At 63.9% G+C, this 25888-nt stretch carries 25 protein-coding genes and 1 pseudogene; 13 read left to right on the top strand and 13 right to left on the bottom strand.

Going from position 1 to position 25888, the window contains the following annotated elements; all coding sequences use genetic code 11:
- Positions 1-120 precede the first annotated feature (120 nt).
- On the bottom strand, positions 121-1743 hold the full coding sequence (gene xseA, locus AC1RQP_RS26180; protein WP_492939283.1) for an exodeoxyribonuclease VII large subunit: 1623 nt from the start codon (positions 1741-1743) through the stop codon (positions 121-123).
- Between the two features lie 175 nt (positions 1744-1918).
- On the opposite strand from xseA, the gene AC1RQP_RS26175 reads away from it, so the two are divergent.
- The 3 genes from AC1RQP_RS26175 to AC1RQP_RS26165 all read left to right on the top strand — a co-directional run bounded on the left by AC1RQP_RS26175 (position 1919) and on the right by AC1RQP_RS26165 (position 4799).
- Complete coding sequence (locus AC1RQP_RS26175; protein WP_197488637.1) at positions 1919-2719, top strand: acetoacetate decarboxylase family protein; 801 nt, start codon at positions 1919-1921, stop codon at positions 2717-2719.
- A gap of 149 nt (positions 2720-2868) precedes the next feature.
- The gene (locus AC1RQP_RS26170) at positions 2869-4044 is read left to right on the top strand and encodes an ABC transporter substrate-binding protein (RefSeq protein WP_492939281.1); all 1176 of its coding nucleotides are present in this window, start codon (positions 2869-2871) and stop codon (positions 4042-4044) included.
- Complete coding sequence (locus AC1RQP_RS26165) at positions 3999-4799, top strand: SDR family NAD(P)-dependent oxidoreductase (RefSeq protein ID WP_492939229.1); 801 nt, start codon at positions 3999-4001, stop codon at positions 4797-4799. Before AC1RQP_RS26170 ends, AC1RQP_RS26165 begins: the two co-directional genes overlap by 46 nt.
- A 90-nt stretch (positions 4800-4889) precedes the next feature.
- Here the strand turns inward: AC1RQP_RS26165 and AC1RQP_RS26160 are convergent, their stop codons facing one another.
- Positions 4890-5960, bottom strand: coding sequence for an NAD-dependent epimerase/dehydratase family protein (locus AC1RQP_RS26160; RefSeq protein WP_492939227.1), 1071 nt, complete (start codon positions 5958-5960; stop codon positions 4890-4892).
- A 136-nt stretch (positions 5961-6096) separates the two neighbouring features.
- Between AC1RQP_RS26160 and AC1RQP_RS26155 the strand changes: the two genes are divergently transcribed.
- Positions 6097-6714 (top strand): TetR/AcrR family transcriptional regulator, encoded by a 618-nt coding sequence (locus AC1RQP_RS26155; protein ID WP_492939225.1) that lies wholly within the window; start codon positions 6097-6099, stop codon positions 6712-6714.
- Positions 6715-6913: 199 nt separating this feature from the next.
- Here the strand turns inward: AC1RQP_RS26155 and AC1RQP_RS26150 are convergent, their stop codons facing one another.
- Positions 6914-7255, bottom strand: a complete 342-nt coding sequence (locus AC1RQP_RS26150) for a hypothetical protein (protein WP_492939223.1) — start codon at positions 7253-7255, stop codon at positions 6914-6916.
- A 333-nt stretch (positions 7256-7588) separates the two neighbouring features.
- Here AC1RQP_RS26150 and AC1RQP_RS26145 point away from each other — a divergent pair, with 333 nt between their 5' ends.
- Positions 7589-7777: a hypothetical protein gene (locus AC1RQP_RS26145; protein WP_492939221.1), complete on the top strand. Its 189-nt coding sequence runs from the start codon at positions 7589-7591 to the stop codon at positions 7775-7777.
- Between the two features lie 231 nt (positions 7778-8008).
- Here the strand turns inward: AC1RQP_RS26145 and AC1RQP_RS26140 are convergent, their stop codons facing one another.
- Entirely contained in the window at positions 8009-8773 is a 765-nt protein-coding gene (locus AC1RQP_RS26140; RefSeq protein WP_492939219.1) for an IclR family transcriptional regulator, read from the bottom strand.
- A 103-nt stretch (positions 8774-8876) separates the two neighbouring features.
- On the opposite strand from AC1RQP_RS26140, the pseudogene AC1RQP_RS26135 reads away from it, so the two are divergent.
- Both AC1RQP_RS26135 and AC1RQP_RS26130 read left to right on the top strand, forming a co-directional pair.
- Positions 8877-8963, top strand: a pseudogene (locus tag AC1RQP_RS26135) (transcriptional regulator); the annotation flags it as partial.
- 307 nt (positions 8964-9270) lie between these two features.
- Positions 9271-9459, top strand: coding sequence for a hypothetical protein (locus tag AC1RQP_RS26130; protein WP_239621119.1), 189 nt, complete (start codon positions 9271-9273; stop codon positions 9457-9459).
- 476 nt (positions 9460-9935) lie between these two features.
- Here AC1RQP_RS26130 and AC1RQP_RS26125 read toward each other — a convergent pair whose 3' ends face one another.
- The 3 genes from AC1RQP_RS26125 to AC1RQP_RS26115 form a co-directional block, all read right to left on the bottom strand.
- Positions 9936-11102 carry a sensor histidine kinase gene (locus tag AC1RQP_RS26125; protein WP_239621121.1) on the bottom strand — a complete coding sequence of 389 codons (1167 nt, stop codon included), beginning with the start codon at positions 11100-11102 and terminating at the stop codon, positions 9936-9938.
- A gap of 187 nt (positions 11103-11289) precedes the next feature.
- A complete protein-coding gene (locus AC1RQP_RS26120; RefSeq protein WP_239621122.1) occupies positions 11290-11814 on the bottom strand; it encodes an REP-associated tyrosine transposase in 525 nt (174 codons plus the stop codon).
- 381 nt (positions 11815-12195) lie between these two features.
- Positions 12196-13311 carry a RelA/SpoT domain-containing protein gene (locus tag AC1RQP_RS26115; protein WP_239621124.1) on the bottom strand — a complete coding sequence of 372 codons (1116 nt, stop codon included), beginning with the start codon at positions 13309-13311 and terminating at the stop codon, positions 12196-12198.
- A gap of 609 nt (positions 13312-13920) precedes the next feature.
- Between AC1RQP_RS26115 and purD the strand changes: the two genes are divergently transcribed.
- Together purD and AC1RQP_RS26105 are read left to right on the top strand one after the other, a co-directional pair.
- On the top strand, positions 13921-15204 hold the full coding sequence (gene purD, locus AC1RQP_RS26110) for a phosphoribosylamine--glycine ligase (RefSeq protein ID WP_492939216.1): 1284 nt from the start codon (positions 13921-13923) through the stop codon (positions 15202-15204).
- Between the two features lie 207 nt (positions 15205-15411).
- A complete protein-coding gene (locus AC1RQP_RS26105; protein WP_492939214.1) occupies positions 15412-16317 on the top strand; it encodes an alpha/beta fold hydrolase in 906 nt (301 codons plus the stop codon).
- Here the strand turns inward: AC1RQP_RS26105 and AC1RQP_RS26100 are convergent.
- A complete protein-coding gene (locus AC1RQP_RS26100) occupies positions 16314-16772 on the bottom strand; it encodes a nucleoside deaminase (RefSeq protein ID WP_492939279.1) in 459 nt (152 codons plus the stop codon). The two genes, AC1RQP_RS26105 and AC1RQP_RS26100, sit on opposite strands and share 4 nt — an antisense overlap.
- Before the next feature lie 120 nt (positions 16773-16892).
- Between AC1RQP_RS26100 and AC1RQP_RS26095 the strand changes: the two genes are divergently transcribed.
- Together AC1RQP_RS26095 and rsmD are read left to right on the top strand one after the other, a co-directional pair.
- Positions 16893-18974 (top strand): pseudouridine synthase, encoded by a 2082-nt coding sequence (locus AC1RQP_RS26095; protein ID WP_492939212.1) that lies wholly within the window; start codon positions 16893-16895, stop codon positions 18972-18974.
- Between the two features lie 140 nt (positions 18975-19114).
- Complete coding sequence (gene rsmD, locus AC1RQP_RS26090; protein ID WP_492939210.1) at positions 19115-19669, top strand: 16S rRNA (guanine(966)-N(2))-methyltransferase RsmD; 555 nt, start codon at positions 19115-19117, stop codon at positions 19667-19669.
- 90 nt (positions 19670-19759) lie between these two features.
- On the opposite strand, the gene mutL is transcribed toward rsmD, so the two are convergent.
- A complete protein-coding gene (gene mutL / locus AC1RQP_RS26085; protein ID WP_492939208.1) occupies positions 19760-21571 on the bottom strand; it encodes a DNA mismatch repair endonuclease MutL in 1812 nt (603 codons plus the stop codon).
- Between the two features lie 247 nt (positions 21572-21818).
- Between mutL and AC1RQP_RS26080 the strand changes: the two genes are divergently transcribed.
- Positions 21819-22136 (top strand): ribbon-helix-helix domain-containing protein, encoded by a 318-nt coding sequence (locus AC1RQP_RS26080; protein ID WP_492939206.1) that lies wholly within the window; start codon positions 21819-21821, stop codon positions 22134-22136.
- 137 nt (positions 22137-22273) lie between these two features.
- Here AC1RQP_RS26080 and AC1RQP_RS26075 read toward each other — a convergent pair whose 3' ends face one another.
- From AC1RQP_RS26075 to AC1RQP_RS26060, 4 genes are read right to left on the bottom strand one after another with little or no spacing between them, the layout of a single operon-like run.
- Positions 22274-23842, bottom strand: coding sequence for a GMC family oxidoreductase (locus AC1RQP_RS26075; RefSeq protein ID WP_492939204.1), 1569 nt, complete (start codon positions 23840-23842; stop codon positions 22274-22276).
- A 31-nt stretch (positions 23843-23873) separates the two neighbouring features.
- A complete protein-coding gene (locus AC1RQP_RS26070; RefSeq protein ID WP_239621136.1) occupies positions 23874-24422 on the bottom strand; it encodes a gluconate 2-dehydrogenase subunit 3 family protein in 549 nt (182 codons plus the stop codon).
- A 34-nt stretch (positions 24423-24456) separates the two neighbouring features.
- Complete coding sequence (locus tag AC1RQP_RS26065) at positions 24457-24852, bottom strand: VOC family protein (RefSeq protein ID WP_061877409.1); 396 nt, start codon at positions 24850-24852, stop codon at positions 24457-24459.
- Positions 24853-25239, bottom strand: coding sequence for a c-type cytochrome (locus tag AC1RQP_RS26060; protein WP_492939277.1), 387 nt, complete (start codon positions 25237-25239; stop codon positions 24853-24855).
- A gap of 309 nt (positions 25240-25548) precedes the next feature.
- On the opposite strand from AC1RQP_RS26060, the gene AC1RQP_RS26055 reads away from it, so the two are divergent.
- Entirely contained in the window at positions 25549-25854 is a 306-nt protein-coding gene (locus tag AC1RQP_RS26055) for a hypothetical protein (RefSeq protein WP_492939202.1), read from the top strand.
- Positions 25855-25888: the final 34 nt, after the last annotated feature.

The following is a 25888-nucleotide window of genomic DNA, read 5'->3' as shown; positions in this document are numbered from 1 at the left end:
CAGTACGCCGAGATGGCTGTGATTCACTGAGAGGCCGCGGCGTACTGGATTCCCCGCTCCAGTGCGCATTTGCGCACAACGCGGGGAATGACAGCGAGGGTGGAGCGCCGTCCTCGCGCCTCAGAACAGACTGCCCTGATCCACCGGCTTGGCCACGCGCTTCGGAGCGGGCTTGGCGTCCTGCGTGGCCGGCTTGGCTTGCGCTGCCGTGCGCTTTGCCGCGGGCGCCGGGCGATCTGCATCCGCGGTCGCGCCGACGCGGCCATCTGCAAACTCGATCTCGACGCGTGCGCCGGGACCGATCGCGTCCGCCGCATGCAGGGGGTGGCCGGCCTCATCGCGCACCAGCGCAAAGCCGCGCGCGAGCACGCTGCGGTAGGACAGCGCGGAAAGCAGCTTTCCGCTGTTCTCGACCCGGGTGTCGAGCCGGTGCAGCAGCGTCGCCAGCGCGCGTTGCGCGCGTTCGGCGAGACGATGCGTGCGCTCGCGCTGGCGCGCAATCGCGTTGCGCTGCGCCTGCGCGTTGGAGAGCTTCGAGGCGCGCAGTCGCACCTCCAGCCCGGCAAAGCGGTCGCGCCGCTGCCGCAGCAGCGAGCGCGCGGAGAGGCCGAGCCGCTCGCCGCACACGGTGAGGCGGTGATCGGCCTGCGAGATCTGGCCGTGCAGCACCCGCAGCGTCAGCTTTGAACTGGCGGTGGTGAACCTGCGGAAATGCGCATGCGTGTTGGCCTTGAGGCAGCGGGGCAGGGCGCTGCCTGCCGAATCCAGCCGCTGCCGCGGGATCGCGAGCAGATCGCCGGCCGCCGGCAGCGCGCGCGCGGCGGCGCGCAACTCGCTGCGGCGGTTCTCCTGGGCGCGCTGCCAATAGGCGCGGGTGCGGCGTCCGAGATCGGCGACCTCGACGAACAATTCGCCGCGCACCGGCACCGCCATCTCGGCCGCCGCCGTCGGGGTCGGCGCGCGCTTGTCGGCGACGAAATCGATCAGCGTGATGTCGGTCTCGTGCCCGACCGCGGAGATCAGCGGGATCATGCTTTCTGCCGCCGCGCGCACCACGATCTCCTCGTTGAATGACCAGAGATCCTCCAGCGAGCCGCCGCCGCGTGCGACGATCAGCACGTCGGGCCGCGGAATCCTGCCGCCCGCAGGGATCGCGTTGAAGCCGCGGATCGCGGCCGCGACCTGCTCGGCCGAGCCGTCGCCCTGCACCTTGACCGGCCACACCAGCACGCGGCGGGGGAAGCGGTCCTCCAGCCGGTGCAGGATGTCGCGGATCACGGCGCCGGTCGGCGAGGTTACGACGCCGATCACCTCCGGCAGCCAGGGCAGCAGCTGCTTGCGCCCCTCGTCGAACAGCCCTTCGGCGGCGAGCTTCTTCTTGCGCTCCTCCATCAGCGCCATCAGCGCGCCGATGCCCGCGGGCTCCAGCGCCTCGATCACGATCTGGTATTTCGAGGAGCCCGGATAGGTCGTGAGCTTGCCGGTGGCGATCACCTCCAGCCCCTCCTGGGGCTTGAAGCGCATGCGGCCGTGCACGCCCTTCCAGATCACCGCCTCGATCTTCGCGCTCTCGTCCTTGAGCGCGAAATAGCAGTGGCCGGAGGAATGGGCGCCGCGAAAGCCCGAGATCTCGCCGCGGACCCGGACATGGCCAAAGGCGTCCTCGACCGTCCGTTTCAGGGACAGCGAGAGCTCGGAGACGGTGAATTCGGGCGCGTTGAGCAGTGGTTCCGCGGGCGGCATCGGCGAACGATTCGGCATGTTGGGGTCGAGCCCGACGTTAAGGATTTTCGCAAGCCAGCGCCAATCGATTCGGCGAGCCGTGGAACCGCTCCCGCCGAGGGCTGCTTGACTCGCCCTATATTTCATATATGAAAGTAACAAATCATATATGAATTAAGAGGAGGAAGCGGACCCGATGACCGTGGCCGATCCCAACGATCCCAGTCGGCGCATGTTTGCGCAGTACCGGCTCAAGCCGGATAGCGGGGTCAATCCGCCCTATTCACCGGCCTACCCGGTGGAGTGGGGCTGCACCTTGCGGACCGTCGAGATCATGACCCGTGTCGCGCCGGGCAAGGTCGCGGCACTGCTGGCCGACACGCCGTTCGAGATCGCCAGCGATCGCGTCGCCTTCCGCTTCATGCGTTCGCCCGGCCACTCCCTGGCCGTGCACGCGGGCGAGATGTTCGATCTGATGATCTCCGTGCCTGTCCGGTACAAGGGGCTGTTCACCGAGACGCATATCTTCATGTATTGCAGCGATCCCATGGGGATCTGTGCCGGGCGCGAGGTGTTCGGCTACACCAAGAAGGACGCCCATTACGCCTTCGACGAGCATCCGGACGGCTCGATCACCGGGTGGGTCCGGCGCCGCGGAATTCCACTGGCCGATTTCGCCTTCACGCCGGATGCATCAGCACCCGTCGTCCGCATCGTCGATGGCGACGAACTGCCGGCCGGCGAAATCCATGTGCGTCGTTTGCCGCATCCTGAGCGCCTCGGCATCGCCTATGCGGACATCGCCTATCGCCGCACGCCGTTGAAATACTCCAAGCCGCTGCCGGGCCGTGCCGCGATGACGCTGCACGCCAGCGAGTACGATCCGATTGCCGAACTCGAGCCGGAAATCCTCGGCGCGCATTTCATGGTGTCGGAGGTCTATGGCGGCGGATTCGAGGTCGAGGACCGGCGGCTCATCGAGCGGCTCATTCCCTGACCACAAGATCAGCCTGCGCGCGATGTACGTGCGGGCGGCGAATACCGGGAAGAAACACGCGCGAGGCGAAGGAGGGATTCGACATGGAAGGACGATTTCGGGTGAGCCGCCGCCGGCTGCTGGCCGGCGCCGGCGGATTTGCTTTGGGCATGACGGGACTCGGGGCGCGGGCGCAGGAGGCAAAGCCGCTTCGCATCGGCGTGCTGACGGACATGTCCAGCCTCTATGCCGATGTCACCGGTCCGGGCTCGCTGCTGGCGGCGAAAATGGCGGTCGAGGATTTCCAGGCGTCCGGTCCGAAGATGACCCGGCCGATCGAGATCATCAGCGGCGACCACATGAACAAGGCCGATCTCGGCGCCAACATCGCGCGCGAGTGGATCGATCGGCAGAGTGTCGACGTGATCGTCGATGCGCCGAATTCGGCCGTCGCACTCGCGGTCCGCAACGTCGTGCAGCAGAACAACAAGACTCTGCTGGTCTCCGGCGCCTCTTCGTCGGACCTGACCGGCAAGTCCTGCTCGCCCAATCTCGTGCACTGGACCTACGATACCTACGCGCTCTCGTCGGGTGTCGCGCGCGCTGTCGTCGAGAGCGGTGGCAAGAGCTGGTTCCTGCTCACTGCCGACTACGCCTTCGGCCATGCCATGGAAGGCGACATCAAGAACGTCGTGCAGAAATCCGGCGGCAAGGTTCTGGGCGGGGTCCGCACACCGATCAACACGCAGGACTTCTCCTCCTTCCTGTTGCAGGCCCAGTCTTCGAAGGCGGAAATCATCGCATTGATCAATGCCGGCGGCGACACCATCAACTCCATCAAGCAGGCGGTCGAATTCGGCATTCCGCAAGGTGGCCAGCGCGTCGTTGCGACGGTGCTGTATCTCAGCGACGTGCATTCGCTCGGCTTGAAGATCGCGCAGGGCCTGCAGTTCACCGAATCCTTCTACTGGGACCTGAACGAAGATACCCGCGCCTGGACCCGGCGCTTCGCCCCGCGCAACAACGGCCGCTATCCGACTGCGCTGCATGCGGGCGCCTACGCCACGACCCTGCACTACCTCAAGGCCGTCGACGCGCTCGGCGCCTCCAGCGACGGCAAGGCGGTCGTCGAACAGATGAAGAAGCTGCCGACCGATGATCCGCTGTTCGGCAAGGGCAGCGTGCGCGCCGACGGTCGCAAGCTGCACAACATGTATCTGTTCGAGGTGAAGACCCCCGGAGATTCCAAATATCCCTGGGACTATTACAAGCTGGTCAAGACCATTGCGCCGTCAGAGGCGTGGCGGCCTCTGGCAGATGGCGGCTGCGAGTTCCTGAAGTCGTGACCGGGAGTGACCGGCCGCCGGTCGCGCTCGTCACCGGCGGCGGGGGCGATATCGGACGCGCCATTGCGCTGAGGCTGGCGCGGATGAGCGATGCGGTCGCGATCGTCGATCGCGACGAGGCGGCCGCACGCGCCACTGCGCAGCTGGTCGAGGAGGGCGGGGCAAGGGCGCTCGCCATCCGTGCGGATGTCTCGCTCGCGCAGGATACGATCGCCTTCGTCGAGGCGGCCGAAACGCGCCTGGGGCCGATCGGCATCTTTGCCAACAACGCGGGCATCGAGGGTGTCGTCGCGCCTCTTCACGAATACCCCGACGAAACATTCGATCAATTGCTACAGGTGAACGTGAAGGGGGTGTTTCTCGGCCTCAAGCACGTGATCACGAGAATGATGCAGCGTGGAACGGGCGCGATCATCAACACCGCATCGACGTCTGCAATCCGGGGGCGTGCGGGGCTCGCCGGCTATGTCGCCTCGAAGCACGCAGTGCTCGGACTGACACGTACGGCGGCGCTCGATGTCGCCGGGACGAGGATCAGGGTCAACGCCGTTCTGCCCGGACCGGTCGAGTCGCGCATGATCCGGGAACTGGAAGGCCAGGCGCGTGACAGCGCCATTGCGTTGCGCCGAAACGTTGCAACCGCGCATGGGCGGCCGCAGGATGTCGCGAACGTCGTTGCGTTTCTCGCCTCCGACGAGGCTGCGCACGTGAATGGTGCCGCCTGGGTCGTGGACGGCGGGATGACGCTGGCCTAGGGCGTGTACTCATTGAAACGATGTCGGCCTCCGGCTGCAAGAGCAGCAAAAGCTCCAATGAAGGTGCGGCGAGAAGACATGACTTTGCCGTCAGGAGACAGCGATTGCGCGCCGGTCTCCGCGATGGTCAGCCAAACTGGCGAGGCTGGCTTCGGGCTGCCGCATCGCGGCAAGTCCCTCCTTCATTGTGATTTGCGGCGCGTAGCCCAACTCGGCCTGCGCCTTGCGGGTGCTGATTGTGAATGGCTTGCCGATAAGGCGTAGCATCTGGCGCGTGATTGGCGGCTCGCCGCTGAGGCGCAGGATGCGCCACACCGCTCCCATGAGGCCGGCCATGGTCCAGGCCATTGCGAACGGGACGGACTTGTCTGGCGGGCTTACCCCGCGGGTGGCAAGCAGCGACGAGATGAAGCTCTTGAGGGTGCTCTGCTCGGCATCTGCGACGAAATACGCCTGGCCGCCGCGACCCCGATCTGCTGCGAGTATCAGCGCGGTGCACAAGTTGTCGACATGACAGCTCGACATGGCCTGCGTGCCTCCAGCGACCCATTGCCACCGGCCAGCCTTTACCGTCTCCACCATGTGATCGAGGGTCGGCATTTTGCCTCCCCAGATAAAGGGCGGCCGCAGCGCGATCGTCTCCAGGCCCGGGCGGACGCCGTTGGCGGCCAGCAAGACGCATTCGCCTTCAGCTTTCGATGAGGCGTAGGGCGAGAAGGCGCGGACTTGTAACGGAAGGCTCTCGTCGGCATTCAACATCGGCTCGGGATCACCCATGACCACCGCCGCTGCGCTGACCGCAACCACGCGGCGCACGCTGGCCGACGCCGCCGCCGCGTTCACGACGACACGCGTGCCCTCGACGTTGGTCCGATCGAAAAGCTCTCGCTTGCCCCAAAGCTTGAAGTGCGCAGCAGCGTGAAACACGATTTCGCAGCCTTGCATCGCCTTTCGCAGCGCCTGCTCGTTGTCGAGCGCGCCCCGAACTGGCGTCGCTCCGAACGCTTTGACTTGCGCCTCGCTCTCTGCGCTTCGGGCGAGCGCCCGCACCTGCCAGCCCTGGGTGAGAAGGTGCGAGATCAAGCGGCCGCCGACAAAGCCGGAGCCGCCGGTCACGAGCGCAATTCGGGCCTGTTCGGACGGCTTCAGGGGATCAGTCATGGCGAGCCTCTCGCGCTGAATAGAGCCCGATCATGTCGCGCGCCCGTTCAAAAGTCAACGAACATAATTCATATTTTGTTCGGATTTGCGAAGAGGGCGACTTTGCTGTACTTTTTGCCAGGAAACGCAGGTCGATATGCCCTCAAGTCCCTCTTCCGACGACAATTCGTTCCGAGAGCAGATTCTCGAAACCGCTCGAGCCCAGGTCCGTCGGCATGGTGAGGCAAAGACGAACGTGGTCGACATCGCGCGTGCGCTTGGCACGTCGCACACCACGATCTATCGCCACTTTCGCTCCAAGGCAGACATCTTCGACGCCCTCGTCGTTGAAATGATGCGCGACGAGGAAGAGATGGCGAGAAAATTCGTCGAGGCGCGAGGATCCTTCGCAGAGCGCCTGGAGGGGATGGTGATGGCGTTGCACGCCCGCAAGCGCGAACGGTTTACCGCCGACGCAGAGGTTTACGGCCTGTACCGCCGGATCGTGGAGGAGCGGCCGGAGATCATAGCGGCGTACTCGAAGGCGATGACGTCTCTGGTCGGCCGCATCCTGGCTGATGCAAAAAAGCGCGGTGAAATTAGAGTAGATGATATCGAGGCCGCTGCCGGTGTCGTGCGGGACGCGGTGACCGTGTTTGTCCACCCCGTCCACGTGGCAACCGCCGTCGCGGCCAATCTCCCCAGCGAGAGGATGGCCCGCAACGTTGTGCGCACGATTTGCGCCGGATTCAAAGCGGGTGCCAAATTGGCGTGAATCCGGTGTTGGCGCGCTGATTGGAAATCAGCAGGCGACGCCTTCAGTGATTGGTCAAGGTTTGCTGCCCAGACGCCGCTTACCAGCAGCTTTCGCTTGTGACCTAATGCAGACATTCCGACGCGGTTGTACTGGCTGACCGAGCCTCATTGTCGGCGTTTGGCCTAAGGCAGATTTCAGTTCTCGACTCCCGGCTCACTCAGATTGGATGTACAAAGCGCTCGATCAATCTGCGGCAAGCCGCTTCGCCGACAACTTTGGACCAAGCTTCCTTCTGATCCATTTCAGCTTGAAGTGCTGCAAGCGCAGCCGGTTGCCAAAGGGATCTTTGTTGCTCCCCGATTGGCAGAGCGTCCGTTTCGGAAAAGATACCTGTGAACGGCAACAGATCGTCATCCAAGTCAGCTAACTTCGCTTCCCTCTGGAAAGATAGAACTATCCGGGCTCCCTCGATGTACGAAAGTTTCCCAACCAACATGCGTTGGCAGGCGTCAACAATGCCGCGGCGAGCTGTTAAAATCTCTGTCTCATTCCAACTCATCGGGGCACACCTTTTCGGGGCGGTCTGTTCGCCGCTTCTTTCATATCAAACTGGGCTGGTGATGTCGCCGTCTGGCCCTAGCTGATCTTGTCGCCTAATCCGGCGACGCCGGCCCTGACCCAAGGCAGACATTTCGAGCGCTGTTGGCCCGCGTCGAAGCGTGCTCAGCGCATCGATGTCAGCCTCGCCTGTTCGGCTGGTATGTGCCGCGGCTAAGAGCCTCGACGGGACCGGGAACAATGTCCAGGTGATCTGATTGGAACGTTGGTACGTCCAATCCGGGATCAACCAGCGAGCTTCCTGGGAGGCGTCTTTATCAGGGAGGAGCCACCAATGGATGACGAACGAAAATCATCAAAGGCGGGGGAACAGGCCGCTGAAGGCTTGCGTGAAGCGACGTCCAAGGAAGAAGCGAAGAACGAGAGCAAGATGGGGCACGATCTGGCCAAGGGGTCTGATCGTTTCGAAGAGCGCTCGAAAAGCTCCGATGGAAAAAGCGTAGAAGAGAAACAAAAAGGGTGAAAGCAGCAGACCCGTTTCTGCGGGCTCGGTGCAACCTCTCCCGCGTGCGGGAGAGGTCGCGCCCAACGGGTCGCGCCGAAGGCGCGCCCGATGACAGGCTCCGGCGCGGGTGAGGGCTTCCTCCTCTAGGGGAGTGTCCCATTGCGGAAACACCCTCTCCCCCGCCCTCTCCCGGAAGCGGGAGAGGGAGTGCACTTATGTTGCAGCGATCAAACCTGATCTCACCACGCTTTAGGAAACGCCGCCGATCTTCTCGGAGACGATCCTGGCCGCGCTGCGCAGCTCGGCGGCGATGGTGCTGGCCTCCGTTGCGGGGATTTGATCCTGCCTCACCAGCGGGACGGTCATGGCGGCCACGGCACGGCCGGAAGCTTCGATGATCGGGCAGCTATAGGCAAGGATGCGCGTATAGCCGTCGTCATTGGAAAAGTTTCCTCCCTCCGCTGAAATGCGGTCGAGCGCCGCAAGCGCCTTCTTGGTGCTGATCCGGTCATTGGTCGCGATGACCTGCGCAAGCTCTTCGCGCCGGCCCTCGAGCTGGAAGGCCGCCAGCACCTTCGCCGATGCGTATTGCTGGGTGAGCGGAAACACCGCGCCGACCTTGACCGACCAGCCCATCAGCCATTCCGGCTCGATCCGGGCAATCACCATGAACTGCTCGCCGTGCAGCACCGTGAGGTGACAGGACAATTGCACGCGCGAGGCCAGCTGCTCCATCACCGGCAGCGCCGCCTTCAGCAGCCGCTCGGTCGGCGGGAATTGCGAGGCGATCCGGAACAGCTTCAGCGTCAAGGTGTATTCGCCGGTCGCCGGGTCGCGCGCGACATAGCCGCGGCGCTCCAGCGCCACCAGCATCCGGAAGATCTCGCTGACGGAGCGCGCGACGCGTTCGGCGAGCTGCTTCTGGCTCAGGCCGCGTGAGGCGCCTGCCAGCGCCTCCAGAAGGTCCAGCCCTTTTTCGAGGGCGGGAGCGCCCGGCTGCGGCTTTTCAGTCATCCCTAGGCCTTGTTGGATCAGCGCTTCGCGAGCACACGGGGGAAAATGCAATTCCCGTGTAGCCGATTGCTCGCACGGCGAAAAGTCGATCGCCGGCAAGCGCCTGGCCGAGCTCGATGGCATCATCCACCAGCCGCTGCGTCCGAAGATCATGGCCGCCTTCGACGCGCTGCCCGGCGGCATCAGGTTACGGTGACGGCGCAGTCCAGTGCACTAGTCGGGAGCAATTAGTGCTCAGACTTTGGAATTTTGTGCACTGTCACCGTAATTGCCTTGAACCAAGGCAGACATTTCGAGCGCTGTTGGGCGCGTCGAAGCGTGCTTAGCGCGTCGATGTCGGCCTTGCCTGTTCGGCTGGTATGTGCCGCGGTTCGGACTCGGAGCCTCAACGGGACCGGGAACAATGTCCAGGCGATCTGATTGGAACGTTGATACGTCCAATCCGGGATAGACCAGCGAGCTTCCTGGGAGGCGTCTTTATGAGGAAGGAGCCACCAATGGATGACGAACGAAAATCATCAAAGGCGGGTGAACAGGCCGCTGAAGGCTTGCGTGAAGCGACTTCGAGGGATGAAGCGAAAAACGAGAGCAAGATGGGACACGATCTAGCGAAGGGGCCTGATCGTTTCGAAGAGCGCGCCAAAAGCTCGGACGGAAAAAGTGCAGAAGAGAAACAAAAAGGGTGAAGCGGTAGACCCCTTTGCTGCGGGCTCGGTGCAACCTCTCCCGCGTGCGGGAGAGGTCGCGCAAGGCGCGGGTGAGGGCTTTCTCCTCTAGGTGGCTCTCCCATTGCGGAAACACCCTCTCCCCAGCCCTCTCCCGCACGCGGGAAAGGGAATGCACCTCCGTCGTTGCAGCTCGTATAATGGGTTGAGCCCTTGCGAAACCCATCGCCTCTCTATCCCGTTCACCGTAATCGCGGCCGTCATCCGATTGTAAGTGACGACGAATCGCGGAGGGCGCCCCGGCGGCCAGGACGCTTCGAGTGATCGGTTTCGCCAGGGCTCAACCCATGCAACGGGCTCGGGTCCATTCAACGCAATCGACTGGGGTCGAGCTCGGCGGCTGCAGGCTGCGCCCGCATTCTGACAACGCGACAAACCCCGAAGCATTCTCGATGGAAAAGAGCGCTCAACGAGTTAACGATGCGCGGACCAAAGGATCACGAGCGCGGAAGCCGAAGCGTGAATGTCGTGCCGGACTTCTGGTCCGAAGTGACATCGATCTCGCCGCCATGGGCTTCGACGATCAGTCTCGCAATGTAGAGCCCCAGCCCGAGGTGTGTCCCATGCTCGGCGGAGACCTTAACCTCCTGGCCGCGCATCCAAGACTGAAAAATGATCTTCTGGTTCTCGGGAGGAATTGGGGGGCCGAAGTTATGCACGGTCACGACGACCCCCTCGGGGTCTAGTCCGGATATCGCGACGGTGACCGCACCCGATGCCTCGCTGTATTGAATCGCGTTGCCCATCAGGTTGGAGAGCACCTGTCCCATTCGTGCCGCGTCCCAAAGGCCCGTCGGGTCACCTTGATGGGTGACTTCGATAATCTGGCCTGCGTTGATGCCCCGCAACTCATCAGCGATTTGGTGACAGAGCCTCGCCATGTCCATTTTGGCTTTTTCGACGGGGATACCAGTGCCGAAAGACGAGCGTGTGAGATCCAGCAGGTCATCAAGGATGCGCGTGGCCCTGTCCGTCGTCAGGACCATCTCAGCCACCACTTTTGCCTGCTTCGGATCAGATGTTCCCGATCGTGCCATCCACCGCGCGGCCATGGAAGCAGCGCCTATGGGGTTACGCAGGTCGTGCCCAAGGACTCCGAGGAACAGGTTCCGCGAGTTGTTGATGGTCTTGGTGTAATGCGCCACCGACTCCGTCACGGCCTGGTCGATTGCTTCGTTGAACCGCGTAAGGTCCTCAACATCTGTGCTGGCAAGGCTTTCCTGCTTGGCCACCCATTGCTTCACGACGCTTGCACGTAGTGCCCGATATTCCGAAACCATCTGGTCGATGTCGAAACCATCGGCGAGGCGAAGTGCGGAATGAATTTCCGCCGCGCTTTGGCTAAAGGGTCCGTCTTCGACGGTCAAACCGTGCGACTTGTCCACTCGCTCGCGCGCGGTTTGCGGCGACTCCAGGTCCTCGGCGATGAACTTGAGAATGTCGGCAATATGGTCTTCGAGAGCAAGCTTCGACATCCCGTCGCTGGCCGGCGAACGGGTCCGCGCGAAGTCTGTCCATTCCTTGATGATTGCAGGTTGGTTGTGGCGAATGAAGTCGGCCAGGCGTTCCTGACCTTGGCTGACCCATTTTCCTGAATCACTCAATGTGGTCCCCAGTCCTCGATGCTTGCAGGAAACCTAGCACATCGCCGTTCAAAACGGCACGGCATCATGGGCCGATAAGGGACAAGGCGCATGTTATTCTCTTCTTGCAACGAGTTCTCCGTCAGAGCCGCCGGAGCGCCTGGAACCCGTAGAATGGGTTGAGCCCCTCGCGGAACCCATCGCCTCCCTATCCCCGTTCACCGTCATCGCGGCCGTCATCCGACTGATCGCCGGCCCAAGCGGCCGGGTCATTGCCGAGCCTGACGTGGCGATGAAACGAGGAGGGCCCCCAGTCACGCACTCGGTTGACGAGGCGGTGCTTGGCCGGATTGATATGAACATAGTCGACATGCCGCGCGAAATCGACGTCGTCGCGAATGGTATGCTCCCAATATCTGCGTTGCCAGATGCCCCGTTCACCTTTGGCCGAACGGCTTTGGGATATCCTCTCGTTGCGCGCCAGACCGCGCGAAAAGGCGGATTTGATCAACTGCCAGCGCATTGCAAAATCGGCATCACCGTTCGGCAACGTCCACACGGTGTGAAGGTGGTCAGGCAGAACCACGATGGCATCGATCGTGAATGGATGACGCTGATGCGTTTCGCGAAACGCCTCGACATGATCCGTCAGCAACGCGAGCCTCCGCTCCGCCAGATTGACGGTGAAGAAGAAACACCCACCCGGAGCGAAGTTGCGGCGGTACACGGTCATGACGCGATCTTATCACGCAACAAGTGCGATGGGTTTCGCAAGGGGATTGCGGTGACAGTGCACAAAACTTCAACCGGTGCTCTGAGAGTTATGTGCACTGTCACCGTAATTCTACATTGGTGGCAAGTCGCAGCGCATCCGCCAAGTGACCGCAGCGACCGATTGGTCCGTCAAATGGCAGGATGCCGATCCAGAAATCTTGAACTACTTTTGGCTCGCGCAGGAAAAAGGCGACTGCGAGCGGAAGAGCTTTGCCAGTTGGGCCAAGCGCAGAGTTGAGCCGGACGAGCTTCAAGCAAGGCTAACACTGCCCAAGGAGGAAAGGTACCGGCTCAGCACCGACTGGAGCTGGAAGCGTGACAGTGGGACAGGGTAGCGCTACTACTTGAACAAATCGAGCTGCCTTGTGTCGGGGGGCCTCCTTGAGGGACGCGGCGGCGGCGTTAGCGTTTTGGTCGCCTCTTGAATAAGCCGCACGAACACCTGCGTATCAAGAAAATAATTCGGATAGGCCTTCCGAACCGCGTCCAGAGAATCGACTGAGACAAGCACGGCCTCCGCGCCTGGGACGTCCTTCAGCTTGCGTTCAACTTCCAGATATTTTTGATTTGCCAATGTCGATTCGGCGAACTTGAAGGTGGTGACCTGGACGGACATCAAGGCTGGATTCATCTCTAGAAGGAAGTAGTGATCGTCTCCTCTGTTGTGCCGCGGGCTCGACAATAGCTTCATCGCGTGCCCGTAGGCCTGCAACCGCTTCGCTAAATCGAGCCGACGCACATAATCGCGCATTTCGCGGACGAGCTCACGATAGGCGCTCGGCGTTCCCGGAACAGGCGGCGTGCCTTCCCGCAATGCAAAGGCGCTGCTGGCCAACGCAAAGAATCGCAGCCAATCTTTCTCACCTTGGCTGGACTTGAGCGCCTGCTGCTGGAGCGTGCCGACGGTCTCGACTGCCGTCGCCCACGCGTGCTGCAACTGAGATCGAATCTGGATTTCGATCTTTAGCGTGTTGTAGTCGGCCTTGCGATCCGAGAAGTATTTATAAACGAGATGAACGCCCCGATAACCAGAGGGCTTCGGCGAAGCGACATAATCGTCGTTCACTGCCAGCGTGTGCTTTAGATCGCTGGAAGCATAAGCTTCGCAAAGCTGCCTCACAGCCTTGCTCGATCTCATGATAGCGCGACATCCCCCGATATCCTGCATCTGCGAAAGCGTCATCGTCGGGAAGCGATCCAGCTTGTGCTCAATCGAGGACAGACGTTTGATGCGTTGTGCTGTGATTATCCCGCTATCGATTTGTCTTCCTCTCCTCCTCAAGCCGACGTGGAAGGTGTTCAGAGGGAAGTTGTGGGCCGAGCGCCAGTTGTTCACAATGTCCAGAGCTTCAAGATACTTCGAAAAGTCACTTTCGGACCCCAAATCCCAGGTCGCCACCAATGCACCGGCATCATTGACGCGACGTTTCGAGTGTTCAGGTCGTGCCCACGCCATGACGTAACGGCCCCGTGCGTTGTGAGGGTGAGATTATCGCTGCTCGCTCGCTCTGGCAGAACCGCAAGGGACATATCCCCAGCTTCCAAATTGCTCAACTCGAGCGCATCAGGCGAGGCTGGCCTTGCCCAGGACGAGCGTGCACCGATTGGAGCTAGATACAAAACACCTCGTGCCCGCCAAAGATAAGGTTACGTTCAATCCCAACGAGTTTATGAAGATCGCGCTTGAGGAAAGCGAGACGGACGGCGAAGCCTAGAAGAGCGCTGCGCGCGTATCGCAGATGGGGGCGGCTTGCGCTTAGCCGCAGCGCCCGATGCTGCAGGCCTATCTTTAGCTCAATCCCAGCAGCATGGCCGTGCGCCGACCGCGCCGAAAGCGACGCTTGGAAGCACCCGAAAAAGCCGTTTCCCGATACTAGGCCGGCATTGGCGGCGTCTGTCATTGAGCTCATGGACCTTTTCCCGGCGTGGCGCATCCCACAAGGGGAGAAGGAAGAAGGGCTTCGCCGCGCCCGGGAATGGCGGAGAGTTCAGGGCGATCCCCCTTGAGCCCCAACCCGATTCATGCGACCTCCGCCCAGCAAAACCCTCAATTCCTGAGCCCTCGATGCACATTCTCCTGCTCGGTTCCGGCGGCCGCGAACATGCCCTGGCGTGGAAGATCGCAGCCTCCCCCCTCGTGACCAAGTTCTGGTGCGCGCCCGGCAATGCCGGCATCGCGAAGGAGGCGGAATGCGTCGCGCTTGATGTCGCCGACCACGCCGCGGTGATCGATTTTTGCAAGACGAACAAGGTCGCGCTCGTGGTGGTCGGGCCGGAAACGCCGCTGGCGGCCGGCATCGTCGATGATCTCACCGCTGCCGGCATCAAGGCGTTCGGGCCGAGCAAGGTCGCGGCCCAGCTCGAAAGCTCCAAGGGGTTCACCAAGGCGCTCTGCACCGAATTCGGCATTCCGACCGGTGCCTATGAGCGATTCACCAACGCCGATGACGCGCGCGCCTATGTCCAGAGCCAGGGCGCGCCGATCGTGGTGAAGGCCGACGGGCTTGCCGCCGGCAAGGGCGTCGTGGTCGCCAAGACGGTGCGCGAGGCCGAGGACGCCATCGCCATGATGTTCGAGGGCGCCTTTGGCGAGGCCGGCGCCGAGGTCGTGATCGAGGAGTTTCTGCCCGGCCGCGAGATCAGCTTCTTCGCGCTGTGCGACGGCGAGACCGCGATTCCGCTCGCTTCGGCGCAGGACCACAAGCGCGTGTTCGACCACGACGTCGGCCCGAACACCGGCGGCATGGGCGCCTATTCGCCGACGCCGCTGGTGACGCCTCAGGTCCACGACGCGATCATGGCGAAGATCATCCTGCCGACGGTATCAGGCATGAAGCAGCGCGGCACGCCGTTCCGCGGCATTCTCTATGCCGGCATCATGCTGACGACGCAGGGCCCAAAACTGTTCGAGTTCAACGTGCGCTTCGGCGATCCCGAGTGCCAGGTCCTGATGCTGCGCATGATGAGCGACATCGTGCCGGCGCTGCTCGCCGCCTGCGACGGGGAGTTGAAGCACTTTGACCTGCGCTGGCATCCGGACTCCGCGCTCACCGTGGTGATGGCCGCCAAGGGCTATCCCGGCGACTACCAGAAGGGCACGCGCATCGAGGGGTTGGAGGAGGCCGCCAAGGTCGAGGCGGTCGAGATCTTCCACGCCGGCACGATCGCGAAGGACGGCGCCATCCTCGCCAATGGCGGCCGCGTGCTCAATGTCTGCGCGCTTGGCAAGACCGTGACCGAGGCGCAGAAGCGCGCTTATCAGGCCGTTGACCGCATCGATTGGCCCGAGGGCTTCTGCCGCCGCGACATCGGCTGGCAGGCGGTGGAAGCGGAGAAGGCCAAAAACTAGCTCGTCATTCCGGACGGCGCGCAAACGCGCCGATCCGGAATCTCGACGTTTGTGCCACCGCGCCGCCACATCAGCATTCCAGAATGTGCAATCAGCTGTTGGGGTTAGCGGCCCCGTAAATAATACCGCTACTGTGCATGGGGTTGTTTTCGACATTTTTGTTGTGTCGGGGCGGCTCCGGGACTGACCAGACAAGGATGCAGAAAGATGTCCGACCTCGCCGACCTCTATCCGGGCTTTGCCGCCGAATGGATCGATACCTCCTTCGGCCGCATCTTCGCCCGCGTCGGCGGCAAGGGCCCGCCGCTGCTGCTCCTGCACGGCTTCTCCGAGACGCACGTGATGTGGCACCAGGTGGCGCCCGAGCTTGCCGACCATTTCACCCTGATCATCGCCGATCTGCCGGGCTACGGCTGGTCGGACATGCCCGCGAGCGATGCGCTGCACATGCCCTACAGCAAGCGCGCCATGGCGAAAGCCATGGTCGAGGCGATGGAGCGTCTCGGCCATGTGCACTTCGCGCTCGCCGGCCACGACCGCGGCGGCCGCGTTTCCTACCGCCTCGCGCTCGATCATCCCGGCCGGCTGTCGCGTCTGGCCGTGCTCGATATCCTGCCGACCTATAATTACTGGGAGCGGATGAACCGCGCCTATGCCCTGAAGATCTATCACTGGACCTTCCTGGCGCAGCCTTATCCGCTGCCGGAGACGCTGATTTCGAGCAATGGCGAGTTCTTCCTGCGCTTCAAGATGGCGAGCCAGACCAAGTCGAAGACGCTGGACGCCATCGACCCGCGCGCGCTCGAACACTACCTCGCCCCGTTCCGCGATCCCGCCCGGGTGCATGCGATGTGCGAGGACTACCGCGCCGGCGCCTATTTCGACTACGACCTCGACAAGGCCGATTTCGAGGCCGGCAAGAAGATCACAATCCCGATGCTGGCGTTGTGGGGCAATGCCGGCATCGCCCAGGCCGCCGCGACGCCGCTGGACACGTGGAAGCAATGGGCGACCAATTTGGACGGCATGCCGGTCGATTCCGGGCACTTCCTGACCGAGGAGAATCCGGACGCGACCGCGAACGCGCTGCGCGAGTTCTTCTCCGCGGGTTAGCGCCGCTCGCGAAAGAACTCCTTGAGCAGCCGCGCCGCCTCGCTCTCGCCGACGCCGGAGTAGACGTCCGGCGCGTGGTGGCAGGTCGGCGAGGCAAAGAAGCGCACGCCGGATTCCACCGCGCCGCCCTTGGGATCGGCGGCTCCGTAATAGAGCCGCCTGATCCTTGCAAAGGAGATCGCGCCCGCACACATGGTGCAGGGCTCCAGCGTCACGTAGAGGTCGCAGTCGACCAGGCGCTCGCTGCCGATCTTCGCGGCGGCCTCGCGCAGCGCGATGATCTCGGCATGGGCGGTCGGATCGTGGTCGGTCAGCGTCCGGTTGGCGGCCGTGGCGATGACCTCGCAATTGCGGACCACCACGCATCCGATCGGAACTTCGCCCGACTTTCCGGCATTTTCGGCCGTCAGAAGCGCCAAATCCATGAAAGAAGGGGCTTTCATGCCTCGTATCATCGCCAGAAACCTGCTACTAGCTCCGCCTTCAGCAAGAGTGGATACCGATTTTGCCTGAGCATGCGGCTCGCAGCGAGCGCGCACAATGCTCATCGCGCTACCCCCTAGGTGAGATTATTCATGCCTCGCGACAGCGACAAAGACAACGATTCCCGCGGCCGGCGAGGCCCGGCAAGGGGAGGCCCGCCGAAGGGCCGGTCCGGCAAGCCGCGTGGCCCCGAGAAGAAGTTCGCCAAGCGCGGCCCTGAGGGCAGGAGCGATCCCCGCCCGCCCCGCGGCGACCGCGACAGCCGCCCGCCTCGCGCCGACCGCGGGGATCGTCCGTTCCGCCGCCGCGAGGAGGGCGATGCCCCGCGCCGCGGTTTCAGCGACCGTCCCCGCGTCAAGCGCGAGGATCGCAGCAGTGAAGGCCGTGGCGAGCGCAGCTTCAAGCCGCGCGGCGACCGGCCGTTTTCCGATCGCACCTCGCGCGATGGCGAGAAGCGGCCGTTCAAGCCGCGCGGTGATCGCCCGTCCTATGGCCGCGACGATTCCCGTCCGGCCGGTCGTTCCGGCGAGAAGAAGTTCGGCGACAAGCGGCCCTACGCGCCGCGTGGCGATCGTCCGGAGCGCAAGTTCGAGGGCGAGCGGAAGTTTTCGCGCGGCGCACCGGATCGCAGCGACCGCCCGCGCGATCGCGGCGAGCGCAGTGATTCAAAGCCCTGGCAGAAGCGCGACGCGGCTTCCCGCGGCGATCGGCCGCCGCGCAAGGATTTCGGCGGCCGTGACCGCAGCCAGGAGAAGCCCTGGCAGAAGCGCGACGACCGGCAAGGCGGCGAGGACCGTCCGCGTTTCTCGCGTTCGCGCGACGATCGCGCGTCGGGCGATCGTCCGTTCCGCGAGCGGCCCAAATTTGATCGGCCCAAGTCTGATCGCCCCAAGTTCGATCGGCCGCGCGAGGATCGTCAGAAATTCGATCGGCCTCGTCGTGATGCCGAGGGCGAGCGCGGTGGGCGCGGCGGCGATCGCCCGAAATTCAGTCGGCCACGCGAGCGCTCGGAGGGCCGCTCCGACTGGCACGAGCATCCGCGCAGCGAAGGCCGTTTCGGCGATCGTCCGCGCCGCGAAAACGAGGATGAGAGCAGGATTTTCGAGAAGCGCCCCGCCTTCGGCGGCCGCGGCGCCTATCGCCAGCGCGATCGCGATTTCGAGGGACGGCCGCGTCGCGAAGACGCGCCGAAGCCGAAGAAGGCCGGCGAGCGCATCGCAAAGGTGCTGGCGCGCGCGGGTCTTGCCTCGCGCCGCGACGCCGAGGAGATGGTCACGCAGGGCCGCGTCACGGTCAACGGCCGCGTGATCAACTCGCCGGCGCTCGATGTCACGCAGAACGACGCCGTCGCCGTCGACGGCAAGCCGTTGCCGCCGCGCGAGCGCACGCGGCTGTTCCTCTATCACAAGCCACGCGGCCTGATGACGACGCATGACGACCCCGAGGGACGTCCGACCGTGTTCGACAACCTGCCCGAAGGCCTGCCGCGCCTGATCAGCGTCGGCCGGCTCGACTTCAACACCGAGGGCCTGTTGCTGCTCACCAATGACGGCGGGCTCGCGCGCACGCTCGAGCTGCCCGACACCGGCTGGCTGCGCCGCTACCGCGTCCGCGCCCATGGCGACGTCACCCAGGCGCAGCTCGACGAGCTCAAGAACGGCATCGAGATCGAGGGCGTCAAGTACGGCCCGATCGAGGCAACGCTCGAGCGCGACCAGGGCGCCAATGTCTGGCTGGTGTTCGCAATCCGCGAAGGCAAGAACCGCGAGGTGCGCAATGTCTGCGCCCATCTCGGGCTCGAGGTGAACAGGCTGATCCGGGTCTCCTACGGTCCGTTCCAGCTCGGCGAGGTCCCCGAGGGCCAGGTCGAGGAGGTCCGCTCGCGCGTGCTGCGCGAGCAGCTCGGCGACAAGGTGATCGAGAAATCGGGCGCGCAGTTCGATGTGCCGCAGAAATCGTCTGCGGCCGATGACGATGCGCCCCGCGAGAACAAGCCCGCCAGCAAGCGCGCCGTGATCAACGACCGCAAGGGCCGCCGTGTGCTGGTGCAGCGCACCGGCAGCGAGGAGGCGCGCGAGCGCAACGAGATGGACGCGGCCGGCCATGGCCCGCCACGCCGTCCCAAGCGCGGCTATCACGGCAAGCGCGACCTGACGCCGCGGGACGGCGAGTAAGGCCGATGGCCGAGATGACGCCGACGCTCCGCCACAGGTCGTCATGGCCGGGCTTGACCCGGCCATCTACGCCTTGCTTGCATTCCGGCTTGAAGAACGTGGATGCCCGGGACAAGCCCGGGCATGACGGAGTCATGTAGATGCGCGTCGTCGGCGGTCGCTTGAAGGGGCGTAATCTGGCCTCACCGTCCTCGCGCGACATCCGCCCCACGGCGGATCGGTTGCGCGAGTCCGTGTTCAACATCCTCGTGCACGCCTATGAGGATCCGATCCAGGACGCGCGCGTGCTCGATCTCTTCGCCGGCACCGGGGCGCTCGGCATCGAGGCGGCCTCGCGCGGCGCCAAGTTCACGCTGTTCGTCGACAACGGCGCGGAGGCGCGCGCTCTGCTGCGTAACAATGTCGAGGCTTTGGGCCTCGGCGGGGTGACAAAAGTCTATCGCCGCGATGCCACCGATCTCGGCCCTGCGCATCCGGTCGAGCCGTTCTCGCTGGTGTTCCTCGATCCGCCCTATGGCAAGGGATTTGCGGAGAAGGCGCTCGCGAGCCTGCGCGACGGCGGCTGGCTCACGCCGGGCGCGCTGCTGGTGGTGGAGGAGGCGAAGGCCGCGCAGTTCGTGACGCCGGACGGGTTCGAGGAATTGGAGCGGCGGGCCTATGACGATACGGAGTTTGTGTTCTTAAGGAAGCCGTAGGATGGGTAGAGGGAAGCGAAACCCATCGTCTCGCCGCGTGGGTGGAATTGATGGGTTTCGCTTCGCTCTACCCATCCTACAAGGCCGGGGCTACCTCCGCCCGAACAGCTTCTCGACATCGCTCAGCTTCAGCTCGACATAGGTCGGCCGGCCGTGATTGCACTGGCCGGAGTTCGGGGTGTCCTCCATCTCGCGGAGCAGGGCGTTCATTTCCTCCGGTCTGAGCCTGCGGCCGGCGCGCACCGAGCCGTGGCAGGCCATGGTGGCGGCGACGTGCATCAGGCGGCGCTCCAGCGGTAGCGCCTCGTCCCATTCGGCCATGTGCTCGGAGAGGTCGCGCAAGAGTCCCCCCGCATTGGTCTTGCCGAGCAGCGACGGCGTCTCGCGCACCGCGACCGCGCCGGGGCCGAAGGATTCGATGGCGAGGCCGAACGAGGCTAGTTCCTCGCTGCGCTCGAGCAGGCGCTCGACGGTCGCCTCGTCCATCTCGACGATCTCGGGGATCAGGAGGATCTGTCGCTGCACGCCGTTGGCAGCCAGCGAGGCCTTCAGCCGCTCGTAGACGATGCGCTCATGCGCGGCGTGCTGGTCGACGATGATCAGGCCGTCGCGGGTCTGCGAGACGATGTAGGTCTCGTGGATCTGCGTGCGCGCTGCGCCGAGCGGGCGATCGACGAGGTCGCCGGTTGGCTGCGATTCGAACCGCACGTCCGCGCTGGGCGCGCCGACATCGAATGCAGCCTGCACGCGCTCGGCGAAGGCGGGGGCGGCGGCGCCTTCGAGGGACGGCCAGGGCGCGACCGGGGCGGCTGGAGAGGCCCGCCAGTCCCAGCTAGCGGGGCGCGGCGTGAAGGCAGGCCGGAACGAGGACAATGCGCTCTCGCCGCTGTTGGCGGCGGTGCGCCGGCCCTCGCGCGCGAGGGCTTCCTTCAGCCCGTGCACGATCAGCGCTCGCACGAGGCCGGCGTTGCGGAATCGCACCTCGGTCTTGGCAGGATGCACGTTGGCGTCGACCTCGCGCGGATCGAGCGTGACGAACAGCGCCAGCACCGGATGGCGATCGCGCGGCAGGTAGTCGGAATAGGCCGCGCGCACAGCGCCGAGAATGAGCTTGTCGCGGACCGGCCGGCCGTTGACGAAGAGATATTGCCCGAGCGCGTTGGCCTTGGTCAGCGCCGGCGCCGCCGCATAGCCGTCGACGACCACACCTTCGCGCTCGGCATGAACCTCGATGGCGTGGCTGCGGAATTCGGCCCCCAGAATATCGCCGAGCCGGGTCAGCCGTCCGGCGGCGCCGGGCAGGGCGGCGGACCAGGTCACCGGCGCGCGCTCCTCGCCCGCGAGCGTGAAAGCAATGTCGGGCCGGGCCATGGCGAGGCGCCGCACCACCTCGCGGATGGCTTCCGCCTCGGTGCGGTCGGTCTTCAAAAACTTCAGTCGCGCCGGCGTCGCATAGAAGAGGTCGCCAACCTCGACGCGGGTGCCGTGAGCCAGCGCCGCCGGCATGATCTCGGACTTCTCGCCGCCCTCGACCGTGAGAGCCCAGGCATGCGGTTCGCCGGCATGTCGCGTGGTGATGGACAGCCGTGCCACCGAACCGATCGAGGGCAGGGCCTCGCCGCGGAACCCGAGGGTGCGGATCTGGAGCAGGTCCTCGTCGTCGAGCTTGGAGGTGGCGTGGCGCTCGACCGCGAGCGAGAGGTCCTTTGCGGTCATGCCGCTGCCGTCGTCGATAATGCCGATCCGCCGCCGCCCGCCGCCATCGGTGAAGACGTCGATCCGGCTCGCGCCGGCATCAATGGCGTTCTCGACCAGCTCCTTGACCACGCTCGCCGGACGTTCGACCACCTCGCCGGCGGCGATGCGGTTGACGACCTGTTCTGGCAATTGACGGACGGGCATGAATTCGATCGGGCTCGGTCTTGGATTCGCTGATGGTCTATTCTAGGCCGTGTTGCGTCAAAAGCATGCGTTGGGCAACAGCCGCGTGACGGGCTGGGGAAGAAGGCCCCCTATCACATTGAAGACATTGGACGTTCGGGACAGTGCCGCGGTGTCGATGCGCCGGCTTTCGGCCGTGGTTGTGATTGTGAGGCGCCGGGCAGCGGTGTAGCATCGTGAAAAAACGGCAACAGGACGGGAGGACGCCATGTGCCATCTCTTCGCGCATCAGCCCCAACGCGACTACGAATCCCAGACACGGTCTTTGCGGATCGGTGGGCACTGCACGTCGATCCGTCTGGAAATGGCGTTCTGGGACACGCTGGAGGAGATCGCGGCCAAGGAGAGCATGAGCCTCGGCAAGTTCCTGACCACGCTCTACAACGAGGTGCTCGACCATCATGGCGAGGTCAACAATTTCGCCTCGCTGCTGCGCTGCTCCTGTCTGATCTATCGATCTCGAAGCGTTGCGCCGGTCCGGGAGTTCAAGGCAATGGTTGCGCCCATTCTCGACGCGGCCGAATAGTCCCTACAGCGAGAGCCACACCCGCATTCTCGATGTCGCTCCGGCCTGATGCGCAATCGCGCACCAGGCCGGGACGACACCTTGGCGTGTGAGCAGGCAATCTCTCCTCAATATCGTCCTGGCAATGCCAGGTGAGATCAAATCTCCTTCTTCTGCATCGCACCGGCGATGTAGTCCGCCTGCCGGATCGCGAGCGCGACGATGGTCAGCGTCGGGTTGCAGGCCGCGCCGCTGGTGAACTGGCTGCCATCGGAGACGAACAGGTTCTTGATGTCGTGGCTCTGCCCGAATTTGTTGACGACGCCGTCCCGGGGCTTCTCACTCATCCTGTTGGTGCCGAGATTGTGCGTGCTCGGATAGGGCGGCGTCGGATAGGTCACGGTGGCGCCGACGGCGTCGTAGACCGCGGCGCCCTGCTTGTAGGCATGCGCGCGCATCGCGACATCGTTGGGATGATCGTCGAAATGCACGCTCGCGACCGGCTGACCGAACTTGTCCTTCACGACCGGATCGAGCGTGATGCGGTTGGTCTCCTGCGGCATGTCCTCGCCGACCAGCCACATGCCGGCCATGCGCGGGTAGCCGTCGAGCGCGGACGTGAACGAGCGTCCCCAGGCGCCGGGGTTGAGGAACGCCGCCATGAACGGCAAGCCGATCGACAGCGTCTCCATCTCGTAGCCGCCGACGAAGCCGCGCTTGGGGTTGTTGGCGGCCTCGTCGCGGATGATGCCGGCCATGGTGGTGCCGCGATACATGTGCACCGACTTCTCGAACACCGCGTAGACGCTGCCGGTCATGTGACGCATGTAGTTGCGGCCGACCTGACCGCTGGAGTTGGCGAGGCCATCGGGGAACATGGGCGAGGCGCTGTTGAGCAGCAGCCGCGGGCTCTCGATGGAGTTGCCGGCTACCGCAACGATGCGCGCCCTCTGACGCTGCATCGCGCCTTGCTCGTCGGCGTAGACGACACCGGTGACCTTGCCGCTTGCGTCATGCTCGATCTTTACCACCATGCTGCCGGGACGGACCTCGAGATTGCCGGTTGCCTCGCCCTTGGGGATCTCGGTGTAGAGCGTCGACCATTTGGCGCCGGATTTGCAGCCCTGGAAGCAGAACCCGATCTGCTGGCACGAGCCCCGTCCGTCGCGCGGCTGACTGTTGATCGCCATGTTGCCGGTGTGCACGGTCTTGTAGCCGAGCTTCCTCGCGCCGGCCTCCAGCACCTTGAAGTTATTGTTGCCGGGCAGGCCGGGAATGCCGTTGGTGCGAGTCACGCCCATCTTGTTCTCGGCCTTGGCGTACCATGGCTCCATCTCGGCGAGCGTGACCGGCCAGTCCAGCAGGTTCGCGCCGGGAATGTTGCCGTAGGTGCTCTTCACCCTGAACTCGTGCTCGTCGAAGCGCAGCGAGGCGCCGGCCCAATGTACGGTCGAGCCGCCGACCGCCTTGACGATCCAGGCGGGAAGGCCCGAAAAATCCTTGGCGACGCGCCATGTGCCCGACGTGGTGCGCGCATCGGTCCAGGCGAGCTGGGAGAAGCTCTCCCATTCGTCGTTGATGAAGTCGTGGTTCTCGATGCGGGGACCTGCCTCGAGAATGACGACCTTGACGCCTTTCTGCGCGAGCTCGTTGCCCAGCGTGCCGCCGCCGGCGCCGGAGCCGACGATCACCACGACGCCGGAGTCGTTCAGATCGAATTTTGCCATATGCGTTCTCCTGAACCGTTGGGGTGGCGATCTAAGCCTTCGGCAGCCAGTCGATGTCGGCAAAGCCGCGGTTGATGTAGCCGCCGAGCTCGGCGGAGGAGCCCTCATATCCGAACCGCGGCCATACCTCTTTCTGGTTGTAGAGCGAGACGACGAGATCGCCGCGCACCTTCTGGAAAAAGTCGCTTTGCTCGATCTCCTTCAGGAGCACCACGCGGTCGGCTTCCCAGGCCACTTCGACATAAGGCACCTTGTGGCGGTCGCGCGCGTTCTGATCGAGCCGCGCAATGCCGTCGCTGATCAGCGATTTGACGGCGGGATCCTTCGCGGCCTTGCCGTCCCAGGGCTTGACCGCGGTGATGTAATAGCTGTCGCCGAGCACGTCGTGCGGATAGATGTCGCGCGCGACCTTCAGCAGCGTCTTCATCGTCGCGGGCGAGAGCGCGCTCGTCTCCTCGGCCCAGGCGTCATCGATGCTGACACCGACGCTGGTCGCAACGGCCGCGACCGGCACGGCGGTTGCCGCGCCCTTGAGAAAGACGCGGCGGCTATGCTTGCTTCGACGATCGATTTCTCTCATGGCATGTCCTCCGTAAATTTTGATTTTGGTTTGATCAGTTGAAGCGGCCGCCCCGCTGGATCACTTCGATCTTGTAGCCATCGGGATCACTGACGAAGAAGAAGCGCGCCAATGTTCGGCCGTCGTGCTTGAAATCGCGTAAGGGGCCCGGTGCGAGCTTTTCGCGTTCGAAGCGGGCATGCTCGGCATCGATGTCTTCGACCACCACGGCGAGATGGCCGTAGCCGTCGCCGAGCTGGTACGGCTCCTTGCGATCGAAGTTCACCGTCAGCTCGACCTCGAAAGGCGAGGAGGGGTGACGCAGATAGATCAGGGCGAAATCCGCGAACTTCAAATGGTCGGTGACCTCCAGGCCGAAGGCACGCTTGTAGAAGTCGAGCGAGCGCGCCTCCTCCAGCACGCGGATCATGGAATGGACTGGCTTTGCCATTCAGTTCAGCTCCTTGAGGTAAGTGATGATGGCGGCGCGTGTCTCGGGCCTGGCCTGCCGATAGGCCATGATCACACCAGGAACGACGGCTTGCGGATTGGCCAGCCACGCGTCCAGCCGGGCCTCGTCCCAGGTGAAGTCAGCTTTGGCGAGACCGTCTGAATAGTGAAAGCCTTCGACCTTGCCGGCAGCGCGGCCCACGATCCGTACCAGCGGCGGACCTTGCCGCATCGGATCCGACAGATTGGTGGTATGGCACGCCGCGCATTGCTGCCTGAACAGTGTCGCGCCATCCGGCGGCTTTGCCGCCGGCAGCGGCATCTGCGCGTCGGCGCCTCGCACCATCAGCACCATCGCGGTGCACAATCCCAGCACGATCGTGCGTATCGCCAAGAGCTCGCTCATCCACGTCAAATCCAGCGTGTGCAAACTCTAGTCGGCGTCAAAGACGTGGTGGTAGTAGCGGGCTGTTTCGCGGCAAGCAGAGATGTGTGGGGCGCGTGTGATGTTCCGCGGCGCCTTATATGCGGAGCACAATTCCGCGAAACCGCCGTGAAATCCCTAAACGATCACCACACCATCCGGTTTCCATGACGATTACGCCGCTCGAACTCTCAACGCGATGACATGGCCGGCGCAGATGAGCGGCGTGGGAGCCGCCGAGCCGTTCCTCGCGAAAGAATCCAGGAGAAATGGATGAAGTTGGTCAAGACATCGATGATCGCATGCGCTCTATCGGCTCTCATTGCCACGCCCGTGCTCGCGCAGGGCGCGCCACCTGCCAAGACGGGCGGCAGCGTGCAGAGCAAACCGATGCAAGGCGGCACGATGGGCAGCGGCGACGAAGATATGAGCTCTCAGCCGGACGCGGCGGGTGAGAAGACGGGCATGAAGTCGACCAAAGGCACCAGGGGCACGGTCGGCACCACGGGCAGCGCTGCGCGGAAAGGGGCGGCCGACGATTCCACATCGGGTGGTGCGGCTCCATCCAAGCGTTACTAGCGCCTCGGGAGCAACAGCAGAACTCCGGTCGCGT

The organism is Bradyrhizobium sp. GW821-FHT13H06 (genome assembly GCF_058803975.1).
The sequence above is the reverse complement of the archived record's forward strand: the minus strand, read 5'-3'. Positions and strand labels throughout refer to the sequence as shown.

Coding starts and splice junctions, on each gene's coding strand:
- xseA (WP_492939283.1), bottom strand. CDS start 1,743: ATGCCGCCCGCGGAACCACTGCTCAACGCGCCCGAATTCACCGTCTCC.
- AC1RQP_RS26175 (WP_197488637.1), top strand. CDS start 1,919: ATGACCGTGGCCGATCCCAACGATCCCAGTCGGCGCATGTTTGCGCAG.
- AC1RQP_RS26170 (WP_492939281.1), top strand. CDS start 2,869: ATGACGGGACTCGGGGCGCGGGCGCAGGAGGCAAAGCCGCTTCGCATC.
- AC1RQP_RS26160 (WP_492939227.1), bottom strand. CDS start 5,960: ATGACTGATCCCCTGAAGCCGTCCGAACAGGCCCGAATTGCGCTCGTG.
- AC1RQP_RS26155 (WP_492939225.1), top strand. CDS start 6,097: ATGCCCTCAAGTCCCTCTTCCGACGACAATTCGTTCCGAGAGCAGATT.
- AC1RQP_RS26150 (WP_492939223.1), bottom strand. CDS start 7,255: ATGAGTTGGAATGAGACAGAGATTTTAACAGCTCGCCGCGGCATTGTT.
- AC1RQP_RS26145 (WP_492939221.1), top strand. CDS start 7,589: ATGGATGACGAACGAAAATCATCAAAGGCGGGGGAACAGGCCGCTGAA.
- AC1RQP_RS26140 (WP_492939219.1), bottom strand. CDS start 8,773: ATGACTGAAAAGCCGCAGCCGGGCGCTCCCGCCCTCGAAAAAGGGCTG.
- AC1RQP_RS26130 (WP_239621119.1), top strand. CDS start 9,271: ATGGATGACGAACGAAAATCATCAAAGGCGGGTGAACAGGCCGCTGAA.
- AC1RQP_RS26120 (WP_239621122.1), bottom strand. CDS start 11,814: ATGACCGTGTACCGCCGCAACTTCGCTCCGGGTGGGTGTTTCTTCTTC.
- AC1RQP_RS26115 (WP_239621124.1), bottom strand. CDS start 13,311: ATGGCGTGGGCACGACCTGAACACTCGAAACGTCGCGTCAATGATGCC.
- purD (WP_492939216.1), top strand. CDS start 13,921: ATGCACATTCTCCTGCTCGGTTCCGGCGGCCGCGAACATGCCCTGGCG.
- AC1RQP_RS26105 (WP_492939214.1), top strand. CDS start 15,412: ATGTCCGACCTCGCCGACCTCTATCCGGGCTTTGCCGCCGAATGGATC.
- AC1RQP_RS26100 (WP_492939279.1), bottom strand. CDS start 16,772: ATGATACGAGGCATGAAAGCCCCTTCTTTCATGGATTTGGCGCTTCTG.
- AC1RQP_RS26095 (WP_492939212.1), top strand. CDS start 16,893: ATGCCTCGCGACAGCGACAAAGACAACGATTCCCGCGGCCGGCGAGGC.
- rsmD (WP_492939210.1), top strand. CDS start 19,115: ATGCGCGTCGTCGGCGGTCGCTTGAAGGGGCGTAATCTGGCCTCACCG.
- mutL (WP_492939208.1), bottom strand. CDS start 21,571: ATGCCCGTCCGTCAATTGCCAGAACAGGTCGTCAACCGCATCGCCGCC.
- AC1RQP_RS26080 (WP_492939206.1), top strand. CDS start 21,819: ATGTGCCATCTCTTCGCGCATCAGCCCCAACGCGACTACGAATCCCAG.
- AC1RQP_RS26075 (WP_492939204.1), bottom strand. CDS start 23,842: ATGGCAAAATTCGATCTGAACGACTCCGGCGTCGTGGTGATCGTCGGC.
- AC1RQP_RS26070 (WP_239621136.1), bottom strand. CDS start 24,422: ATGAGAGAAATCGATCGTCGAAGCAAGCATAGCCGCCGCGTCTTTCTC.
- AC1RQP_RS26065 (WP_061877409.1), bottom strand. CDS start 24,852: ATGGCAAAGCCAGTCCATTCCATGATCCGCGTGCTGGAGGAGGCGCGC.
- AC1RQP_RS26055 (WP_492939202.1), top strand. CDS start 25,549: ATGAAGTTGGTCAAGACATCGATGATCGCATGCGCTCTATCGGCTCTC.